This window comes from Nocardioides sp. P4_G4, from assembly GCF_056401085.1.
On record NZ_JBFUKA010000128.1, the window covers coordinates 1 to 9166 of the forward strand.

The 9166-nt window shown below is 74.1% G+C and carries 5 protein-coding genes; 2 read left to right on the forward strand and 3 right to left on the reverse strand.

Features of this window, described 5'->3' with window-relative positions; genetic code table 11:
- Nucleotides 1-196 (reverse strand): hypothetical protein (locus AC1DQF_RS20270; protein WP_477527032.1); only part of this gene is annotated, 196 nt, incomplete at its 3' end.
- A gap of 111 nt (nt 197-307) precedes the next feature.
- Nucleotides 308-1414, reverse strand: a complete 1107-nt coding sequence (locus AC1DQF_RS20275; RefSeq protein ID WP_477527033.1) for an NAD(P)-binding domain-containing protein — start codon at nt 1412-1414, stop codon at nt 308-310.
- 61 nt (nt 1415-1475) lie between these two features.
- On the opposite strand from AC1DQF_RS20275, the gene AC1DQF_RS20280 reads away from it, so the two are divergent.
- Nucleotides 1476-3194: a fumarate hydratase gene (locus tag AC1DQF_RS20280; RefSeq protein ID WP_477527034.1), complete on the forward strand. Its 1719-nt coding sequence runs from the start codon at nt 1476-1478 to the stop codon at nt 3192-3194.
- A 108-nt stretch (nt 3195-3302) separates the two neighbouring features.
- The gene (locus tag AC1DQF_RS20285; protein WP_477527035.1) at nt 3303-6230 is read left to right on the forward strand and encodes an ATP-binding protein; all 2928 of its coding nucleotides are present in this window, start codon (nt 3303-3305) and stop codon (nt 6228-6230) included.
- A gap of 6 nt (nt 6231-6236) precedes the next feature.
- On the opposite strand, the gene AC1DQF_RS20290 is transcribed toward AC1DQF_RS20285, so the two are convergent.
- Nucleotides 6237-9047, reverse strand: coding sequence for an FAD-dependent oxidoreductase (locus tag AC1DQF_RS20290; RefSeq protein WP_477527036.1), 2811 nt, complete (start codon nt 9045-9047; stop codon nt 6237-6239).
- Nucleotides 9048-9166 lie beyond the last annotated feature (119 nt).

Consider the following 9166-nt stretch of genomic DNA (forward strand, 5'->3'; position numbering starts at 1 on the left):
GCCACGACGGGACGGGGCAGGTGGGCTGCGGGCCCTCTGCCGTGTTCCAGTGCGCCCGGACCATGAAGCACGGGCGGTTCTGGTGACCGGCACCGGCCGACGCGGAGGTCGCGGGGCTGAAGGTGACGGTGGTGATGATGGTGATGGCCGCGGCGCCGGCGATGGCGACGATGCGGCGGTACGGCGTGGTGTTCATGGCTCTGCTCCCCTGGTTTCGTTCCGCGGCGGTTGCGGCGGCATGAATCCAGAGTTGGCCAGGTCGACCCCCGGTTGACGGGGGTTGACAGAAGTGGACAGCGAGCCGGGATCAGGCCGAGAGGTCGCCGCGCACGCTCAGCTGCCGGGCCACGGCGATGGCCGCGGCCCGCCCGGCGCGGTTGGCGCCGATCGTGCTCGCCGACGGTCCGTAGCCGACGAGCTGGACGCGCGGGTCGCGCACGGCCGTCACCGCACCCTGGACCGCGCCGCCCACGTCGAGCTGGACGCCGCCCAGCGGTGAGCGCAGCCGCAGCGGGGCCAGGTGGCCGATCGCCGGGCGGAAGCCGGTGGCCCACAGGATGGCGTCGACCCGCTCGAACGCCGCTTGTCCTGAGCCCGTCGAAGGGTCGGCCCACCGCACCCCGGTCGGCTCGATCCGCTCGAACATCGGCCTCCGGCGGTAGGCCCCCAGCCGGTCGGCCTCCCGCTCCTGCCGCCGCAGCGCCAACCCCGTGACGCCCACGACGCTGGCCGGCGGCAGCCCACGACGTACCCGGTCGGCGACCAGGGTGACCGCGGCGAGACCGGCCTCGGGGTCGAAGTCGCCGGTGCGCCAGACCGGCTCGCGGCGGGTGACCCACACGGTGTCCGCGACCGGGGCCAGCTCGCCCAGGAACTGCACCGCCGAGGCCCCGCCGCCGACCACGAGGACCCGCCTGCCGGCGAAGTGCTCCGGCCCGGGGTAGGTCGAGGTGTGCAGCTGCTCCCCGGCGAACGTCTCGATCCCCGGGTAGTGCGGCACGAACGGCTGCGTCCAGGTGCCGGTGGCGTTGACCAGGGTCCGGGCCCGCCAGGTCCCGCCGTCGGTGGCGTGCACGACGAGCAGGTCGCCGTCGCCGGTGACCGCGTCGACGACGTGGGGCCGGAGCACCGGCAGGTCGAAGCGCCGCTCGTAGTCGGCGAACCACGCCGGTACGACGACGTTGGCGGCAGCGTCCGAGCGTCCCGGCGCCACGGCGTCCGGCAGGTCGGCCACGCCGTGGACGTCCTCCATGGTGAGCGAGTCCCACCGGTGCTGCCACGCCCCACCCGGCCGTTCGTCGGCGTCGAGGACCACGTGCTCGATGCCGCGCTGCGCCAGGTGGCGCGATGCGGAGAGGCCGGCCTGGCCGGCACCGATGACGATCGAGTCGAGGACGGGGTCGCGGAGGGGCACACCGGCCCAACGCCCGGGCGGCGTCCACTATGCCCGGGCCAGCGGCGTACCCTGCCCTCTCGTGAGCGACGCTGAATTCCGGTACTCCGACCTCCTTCCGACCGGCCCCGACGAGACGCCGTACCGCCTCATCACGACCGAGGGGGTCTCCACCCTCGAGGTCGACGGCCAGACCTTCCTGCGCGTGTCGCCCGAGGCGATCCAGCAGCTCACCGCGGAGGCGATGCACGACATCAGCCACTACCTGCGCCCCGCGCACCTCGCGCAGCTGCGCAGGATCATCGACGACCCCGAGTCCAGCGGCAATGACCGCTTCGTCGCCCTCGACCTGCTCAAGAACGTCAACATCTCCGCCGGCGGCGTGCTGCCGATGTGCCAGGACACCGGCACCGCCATCGTGATGGGCAAGAAGTCCGAGGGCGTCCTGACCGGCGTCGACGACGGCGAGGCGATCAGCCGCGGTGTGTACGACGCGTACACCACCCTCAACCTGCGCTACTCCCAGCTCGCGCCGCTGACGACCTTCGAGGAGAAGAACACCGGCACCAACCTGCCGGCGCAGATCGAGATCTACTCGACCCCGCAGGCCTCCGGCCCCGATGGACAGCAGAGGCCGGAGTACAAGTTCCTCTTCATGGCCAAGGGTGGCGGCTCGGCCAACAAGTCGTTCCTGTTCCAGGAGACGAAGGCGATCCTCAACCCCGAGCGCCTGCTCACCTACCTCGACGAGAAGATCCGCTCGCTCGGCACGGCCGCGTGCCCGCCGTACCACCTCGCCGTGGTCATCGGCGGCACCAGCGCGGAGTTCGCGCTCAAGACCGCCAAGTACGCCTCCGCGCACTACCTCGACAACCTCCCGACCGAGGGTTCGATGAGCGCCCACGGCTTCCGCGACCTCGAGCTCGAGGAGGAGGTCTTCAAGCTCACCCAGTCCTTCGGGATCGGTGCGCAGTTCGGCGGCAAGTACTTCTGCCACGACGTCCGCGTCGTGCGGCTCCCCCGCCACGGCGCCTCGTGCCCCGTCGCGATCGCCGTCTCCTGCTCGGCCGACCGCCAGGCGCTGGGCAAGATCACCGCCGAGGGCGTCTTCCTCGAGCAGCTCGAGACCGACCCCGCGCAGTACATGCCGTCCGCGGGTGTCTCGGACGAGATCGCCGCCGGCGAGGTCGTGGAGATCGACCTCAACCAGCCGATGGAGTCGATCCTCGCGGAGCTCTCGAAGCACCCGGTCAAGACGCGGCTCTCGCTCACCGGCCCCCTCGTCGTGGCCCGCGACATCGCGCACGCCAAGATCAAGGAGCGCCTCGACGCCGGCGAGGAGATGCCGTCGTACCTGCGCGACCACCCCGTCTACTACGCCGGGCCCGCCAAGACCCCCGAGGGGATGGCGTCCGGTTCGTTCGGGCCGACCACGGCCGGCCGCATGGACTCCTACGTCGAGCAGTTCCAGGCCGCGGGCGGGTCGAAGGTGATGCTGGCCAAGGGCAACCGCTCCAAGGTCGTCACCGAGGCCTGCGACGCCCACGGCGGCTTCTACCTCGGCTCGATCGGCGGCCCGGCCGCGCGGCTGGCCCAGGACTGCATCACCTCGGTGTCGGTGCTCGAGTACGAGGAGCTCGGCATGGAGGCGGTCTGGAAGATCGAGGTCGAGGACTTCCCCGCCTTCATAGTCGTCGACGACAAGGGCAACGACTTCTTCACCGACCCCTCCGGCGCCGTCACCGTGCCCCTCAGCTCGCTCGGCACCTCCGGCCTCCGGGTGCGCTCCGCGGAGAAGTGACCCGATTGGTCCGGATGGGCCATGCCACCGAGCCCGCGTCGCGGCCATGCTGGAACGAGAAAGTCGCTCGGGCGATGTCGCGTGCATTCGACCGTCGAGGAGTGGAGGGTGGGAGGGCTGCCACGGCCTGACATCCCGCCGGGACCCCAGCGGGAGCTCGTCGACGCCCTGCACGACCTCCACCTCACCGCCGGCTGGCCCAGCCTGCGGACACTCGCACGAGGGGCCGGGTGCAGCCACACCACCGTCTCGCACCTGTTCTCCACCGCCCGGCTCCCCACCTGGGGCGTCCTGGAGCTGGTCGTCGAGGCGATGGGCGGCGACAGGTCCCGGTTCCACGACCTCTGGCTGGCGGCCAGCAGGGGGGATGTCCCGGCGGCCGGCGCCGCTCCGGGGATCGCGGGGCGTCGCGCGGAGCTCCAAGCCGTACGACGACACCTCGAGTCCGGGACCGGCCTCATGCTTGTCGCCGGCGAGGCCGGCATCGGGAAGACCCGCCTCACGMCGGCGGCGACAGCCGCCGCGGACGACGTGGCGGTGCTCACCGGGCACTGCATGCCGCTCTCGGTCGACGTCCCCCTGCTGCCGACCGCGGCTGTCCTGCGGGCCGCGCACGAGTCGGGCGACCGGACGTGGCTCGCGCAGGCGCTCGCTCGCTCCCCGGACTACGTCGAGGAGTCCTTGAAGCGCCTCCTGCCTGAGCTGGACCCGGCGGGGACGCCACCGCCGCCCGAGGACGCCTGGTCGCGACAACGGCTGATGTCGGCGATCCGGACCGTCCTGCAGGCGCTCGACGAGGTCCGGAAGATGGCCGCCGTCTTCGAGGACCTGCACTGGGCGGACACGGCGACGCTGGCCATGCTCGAGCACCTCGTCAACGCCGGCTCCGGCCCGCCCCTGCTCGGCACCTTCCGCCTGGACGAGGAGACGGCACGCACCGACGCCACCGAGTGGTTCACGCGAATCCGCCGCCTGGCCGGGGTGACCACCCTCGAGCTGGAGCCGCTGAGCCGGGTCGAGACGTCGCTCCAGGTGGAGCTGCTCGGCGTCTCGCTCCCGCCCGAGGAGGTGGACCGGCTCTACGCCCGGAGCAGGGGCCAGCCTCTCTTCACCGAGCAGCTGCTGGCCTTCAGCGAGACCGGGGAGGACCTGCCTGCCCTGCTCCGCGACCTGCTCGACCACCGCCTCGACGGACTCCGACCGGGCTCCTGGCCGGTCGTCGTCGCGCTTGCCGTCGCGGGGTATCCGTTGCGTCTCGACCTGCTCCGTCCGGCGAGCGGGCTCGAGCCCGACACGCTGCTCGAGTGCCTCTACGACCTGCGTGACCAGCACCTGCTCGGGGAGGTCGGGGACGATCGCGTCGAGCTGCGGCACCCGTTGCTGGGCGAGGTCATCCACCGACGGCTGATCCCCGGGGAGGCCGGCCCGTACCACGCCCGCCTCGCCGAGGCCCTCGAGAGCGCGTCCGGATCGGTCCCGGCCTCGGCCGTGGCCGCCCACTGGCAGGAGGCCGGTCGCCCCGATCGCGAGGTCGACTGGCGCATCCGTGCCGCCCGCGAGGCCGAGCTGCGGTTCGCCGCTCCCCAGGCGGCCACACACTGGCTCCGGGCGATCCGGATCTGGCCGGCGGGGGTCGGGCGGGTCGGGGAGCCACCGGTGGACCTGGTCGGGGCGTACTTCGCGGCGATGGACGCGCTGGAGGAGTCGTCCGAGCCCGAGCGCGCCTCCGCCCTCGCCCAGGAGGCCCTGGCGCTCGCGAGCGGGATGGACGACGAGCAGCTCGCCGGCCTCTACCGGCGCGCGGCGGACTACCTCGGCGAGGTCGACGAGGAGTCGGCCCTGGTCCTGATCAACAAGGCGACGACCTACCTGCGTCACGTCCCGACATCGACGAGCCACCTCGACACACTGCGCCTGCGCGCCTCGACGCTCAACGGGCTGGGCCGGCTGTCCGAGGGCCTGCGCGACGCCCGGCGGGTGGTCGAGATCAGCCGCGAGCTCGGCGACCCGGACGAGCTGCGCTCCTCGCTGATGCACGTCGCCTGGTACGAGGCCGCGACCGGGGACGCCGAGGACGCCGTCCGGCACGCCGCCGAGGCCGCCGCGCTCCCGTCGCTGCGCGACGACCCGGTCCGCGAGGTCCAGCTCTGCATGCGGCACACCGACCTGCTCCTGATGACCGGCGGCTCCACCGAGGAGATCGAGGCCGCCGGCGCGACCGGTCTCGAGGCGGCGGACCGTTGGGGGATCGACACCTCACCCTCCAGCGCCCTGCGCGCCAACGTCGCCGACGCGCTGCGCCGGGCCGGGCACACCCGTCGGGCGGCGGCTCTCATCGACCCGCTGACCGAGGGCGAGCTCGATCAGCACCGGTGGGCCCTCCACACCGAGCGGGCCACCCTCGACATGATGCGGGGACGGAGCGAGGACGCGCTGCGGCGCTTCGCCGCCCTGGACGCCGTCGACCTCCCGTCGCTGTGGAACCGGGCCGACGTGGCGCAGTACGCCGCCCACACCGAGCTGTGGCTCGGCCGGCCCCGAGCGGCCTGGGACCGCCTGGTCACGACGCTCGAGCTGGCCTCACGACACGACACGATCTCCTCGCTGGGGATGCTGCTGGCGCTCGGGGCGCGCGCGGCCGCGGACCTGGTCGAGGGCACTCCCGCCGAGTCGGTGGCGCGACGCCGGTACGCCGACCGGCTGCGCGCCATCCGGTCGTCGTCGCACCGCGACCCGCTGACCGGGTCCGCACCGTCGGCGATCACCACGTCCTGGACAGCCGAGATGGGACGCCTGGCCGGCGGTCACGACGTACGTCCCTGGTTGGCGGCCGCATCGGCGTGGGACGGCCTGGGCCGACCCCACTACGCGGCGTACACCCGGTGGCGCGCGGCGCAGGCCAGCATCGCCGGAGGTCACGCCGGGCGTGCCCCGGCCCTGTTGGGCAGGGCGGCCCGGGACGCCCGCGAGCACGCCCCCCTCCTGGCCGCGATCCTCGCCACCCAGCAGGAGGCGGCCGAGGACCCGCCCGGATGAGCCTGCTCAGACCGGGGCGACGACGAGCGACCCGCGGCGGCGGGCGTCGAGCGGCGAGGGCCGGCGCTCGAGGCGGCCGTCGAGGAGCCTCAGCGCCGGCTCGGGCTGCCCCGAGCTGACGAGGGCGAAGAGCAGCGTCTCCTCGACCACCTCCCGCTGCGCGGCCGAGCCACCGAACCGCACCAGGGTGGGCAGCAGGTCGGTGAGGATCTGCGCGGACGTCGTCCACTCCTGCTGGCCGGCGGCGAGGAGGGCCTCGCACAGCGCCGTACCGGTCGCGCGGATCGTCGGGTCGGACGAGGACCGGCAGTGGTCGCGCAGGCGCGCCAGGCGGGCGAGGTCCCCGGCGGCGGCGAGGGCCAGCGCCGAGTGCATCGCCACGAACGGCGTCTCCGGACGGTCGATGAGGTCCGCCCCGGCCGCCTCCAGCACGCACTCCACCGGCGGCGGAGCGACCTCGTGCGCGAAGGCGTCCGAGCCGGCCGCGCGGTCCCAGTCGGCGGTGGTGACGCGCCAGCGCCACAGCAGCGACGCCGAGTCGATCAGCGACCGGACGCCCGTCACGGCCGGCGGGGCGAGCTGGCTGTAGTAGCGCTGGCGCACCGCCTCGGTGTCGCCGAGGGCCAGGTCGTGCAGCGCCGCGTGCCAGGAGAAGTGCGCGCGGTGCGAGGCGGAGCGGCCGCTCTCGGCGACCCAGTGGTCGAGCCAGACGCGGCCACCCTCGTGCCGTCCCGTCTCGTACATCACGTGCGTCTGCGCGTGCACCGCGTGGCCCGACGAGGGCTCGCAGAACAACGCGCTCTCGGCGAGCAGGCCGGCCTCGTCGAAGCGGCCCTGGTCCTGGCGGGTGAAGGCGAGCAGCGAGATGTACCACCAGTGGTCGCCGTACGCCGGGGCGAGCCCGTCGACGAGGTCCCACGCCTCCTGCTGGATGTCGGTGACACCGGAGAAGGCGATCGTCGGCACCGCGGCCGACACGGCAAGGACGTCGCGGGGGTGGTGGGCGATGTGGTTCATCAGCGCCGCGGCGCCCTCGTGCCGGGCGTCGTCCACCCGGCGGCCGATCACGTCGACGAGGCTGCGCTCGCGCTCGTCCCCGCGCTTGAGCACGGCCCGGCGGGCCGCCTGCAGGGACCCGGCCACGTCGGTCGCGGCCCCGGCCTCGTGGCCGAGCATCGCCAGCGCGGCGTGGGCGAGCGCGAAGTCGGGGTCGAGGGCCGCGGCCTCACGGAGCAGCTCCTCGCCACCGGACTGGAGGCGCATCACGCGCTCCAGGCCGGCGTTGTAGCGCGAGGCGGCCTCCGCGGTCGCCGACAGGGGAAGCCCCAGGGGGTCGCGTGGCCGGGCCACCGGGTGGTGACCGCTGACCAGCCGGCCGTCCTCGAGGCGGCGCGGCAACGGGGCGACCGCATCGAGGACGTCGACCGCGAGGCCGAGCGCCTGGCTGCGGATCTCCGGGACGGCCGTGGACTCCCACAGCTCGCCGCGGCGCAGGGCGCCGAGCGTCCAGACCGGCGCGTCCGCGCGACCGGTCGAGTCCAGGAGCCGTCCGTCGCGCGTGCTGAAGCCCATCCCGGCGGTCGCGGCCTGCGCGAGCGACACCCCGCCCCGCACCGCGAAGAGGTCGTCGAGCAGCGGGTTGCCGAGTCGGCGTACGTCGAGCGCGGGGCCGGTGCAGTTGACCACCCAGCCCACGTCGTGGGTCGAGCCGTCCGCGAGCGTGACCCGCAGTCCGCCGCCCGTCAGCGGCTCGGCGGCGGCGACGGTGCCGGTGAGGTGGCGCAGCCGGTCGACGGCGGCGAGCTCGCCCAGGACCGCGGCCGAGCTCGGGGGCATCCGGTGCCGGACGCGGTTCCAGTCGCTGGCGTCGGAGGAGAGGAACTCGGTGCGGTCCTCCTCCGAGAGCCGCTGCCAGAGCTCGCTGACGCGGAACCGCAGGCCGTCCATGGCCGGGCGCCAGTCGCCACCGGTCGCCCGCACGCGCTCGACGTGCTCGGCGACGTGGGCGCGCAGCTCGGCGAGCGTGGAGCCCCAGTCGTCAACGTCGGGGATGGCCGCCAGCTGGAGCTCGTCGGCGTGCCGCGCCGGCATCTCGCCGCTGCGCGACACGGCCAGCACCCGCCGGTCGTCACGTCCGCCGGGCCGGGTGAGGGACAGGACGACGTCGACCATGGTGAGGCCGGCGCCGACGAGCAGGACGTCACCCGCACCGACCCGGTCGCGCCGTACGACGTCGAGGGCGCCGGGCGCCCAGGGGTCCGGGACGAAGAACGGGGAGGCGGTGAGGCCCTCCGGCGCCCAGTCGTGGCCGGCGGCCGGCAGCCCGGTGGCGACGACCACGGCGTCGGCGGCCAGGTCGTGACCGTCGTCGAGCAGCACGGTCGCCCCGCCGGCGTGGCGCCGCAGCCCGACGGCACCGACGCGGACGTGACGCAGCGACGCGGTGGCGGCGGCCAGGTCGAACGCGTCGGCCAGGGTCTCGTCGAGGTAGCGGGCGTACTGGCGCCGGGGCGCGAAGGTGGCGGGCTCCGCGCCCGTGGCGTGCTCCTGCCGGGCCCGCCAGGCCACGAAGTGGCCTGGGTCCTGCGGCAGCGCGGTCATGCCGGCCGCGGGGACGTTGAGCAGGTGCTCGTCGTCGGTGGTGCCGAAGGCGGTGCCCCGGCCGGGACGGTCGGCGGGGTCCACCACGACGACGTCGACGCCGGTGCCGCGCTGGTGCGCCGTGCGGGCGAGGTGGAGGGCGACGAGGGCGCCCGCCGCACCGCCGCCGATGATCACGACCTGGGGACGACCCGACCCCGTGGAACCCTGCGCCACGACATACCTCCTTAGACGATTGACTCACTGTACTTTCCAGTGGCTGAGATCGGCGAATGGACACGGCGTTGGCCCGGACCCGGTTCCGGGCGCCCGAGCAGGCAGGATGACCCGCATGC